At 61.9% G+C, this 863-nt stretch carries 1 protein-coding gene; it reads left to right on the top strand.

From position 1 onward, the window contains the following. On the top strand, positions 1–863 hold an 863-nt coding region (locus tag QZ269_RS13290; protein WP_291427170.1), incomplete at both ends, for an ABC transporter transmembrane domain-containing protein.

Raw genomic sequence — 863 nt, 5'->3', positions numbered from 1 at the left:
GGCCTCAGTGCCATTGCGATCGCCAACGGGCTACAGCTTTTGCCGCCTTTTTTTATTCGCCGCATCATCGACGGTCTAAGCGGTGGAGTAGACGGTAAGGCCAGCACCACCGGCATTACGTTGCCGGACGCCGGGCTGTACGCGCTGGGACTGGTCGCGGCAGCTATGGCGGCTGGGGGCTTTACCCTGCTGATGCGCCGCATGATCGTCGTGGCTTCCCGGCAGACGGAATACGAAGTGCGGCGCGACATCTTCGCGCACCTTCAGACCCTCGACAAGAATTATTACGACCGCGCCAAGACCGGCGACCTGATGAACCGCCTCACGGGTGACCTGAGCGCCGTGCGCGAAATGCTGGGATTCGGGGCCTGGCAGATCGTGAACATCATCTCGGGATTCGCCACGGCGTTCGCGGTGATGTTCAGCCTGAGTTGGCAGCTGACCCTGATCGTGCTGGCGCTCATTCCGCTTATCGTGGGCGTGCTGGCGTATCTGGCCCGCCTGATCAACGAGCGCCACAAGGCCGCCCAGGAGCAGAGCAGTCTGATCGCCGCCAAAGCCCAGGAAAACTTTAGCGGGGCGCGGGTGGTCAAAGGCTACGCCATCGAGGACCGCGAAATTGCCGACTACCGGGCCATGAACCTGGAACTGCTGCGCCGCAATATCGCCCTGACCAAAGTCGACGGGCCGCTGCGCTCGTTTGCCACGCTGCTGATCGGGCTGGCGTTCGGAATCATCCTGTATGTTGGGGGCCGCCTGATTCTGACCACGGGCAACCAGGAATTTACCACCGGGATGCTGGTGCAGTACATGATCATGCTGGGCCGCCTGTCGTGGCCGATGATGATGATCGGCTGGATCAC

Origin of the sequence: Deinococcus sp. (genome assembly GCF_018260405.1) — a bacterium.
Taxonomy (GTDB): Bacteria; Deinococcota; Deinococci; order Deinococcales; family Deinococcaceae; genus Deinococcus.
This window is presented reverse-complemented; position numbering and strand designations above follow the sequence as displayed.